The organism is Pleomorphochaeta sp. DL1XJH-081, assembly GCF_049310885.1.
In the GTDB taxonomy this organism is placed as follows: domain Bacteria; phylum Spirochaetota; class Spirochaetia; order Sphaerochaetales; family Sphaerochaetaceae; genus CAYZJV01.
Map to the genome: position 1 here is coordinate 1 of NZ_JBMDYO010000118.1, position 265 is coordinate 265.

General features: G+C 69.1%; 1 protein-coding gene. It reads left to right on the plus strand.

The window, feature by feature from the left end:
• Positions 1-265 (plus strand): DUF3363 domain-containing protein (locus ACODJP_RS14135; protein ID WP_422482587.1); only part of this gene is annotated, 265 nt, incomplete at both ends.

Below are 265 nucleotides of genomic sequence, written 5' to 3' on the forward strand. Positions count from 1 at the left end.
GTCAGCCGTGCCGCCGCCCATGACGCCGGCCGAGACAGTCAGGCCAGCGTTCGCGTCCTTTCCCCGGTCGATCTGAACAAACAGATCGGATCGGACGGCGCGACCTGGCTGGACCGGCGGCTGATCCACGGCGAGACGGCCGACCTTGCGCCAACCGGCTTCGGGCAACAAGTCCGCGAAGCCATGGACCAGCGCCGCGAGCACCATATCGAACAGGGCGACGCCACCCGCAGCCGGGACAGCCGCGTCTTCTACCGGCGCAACC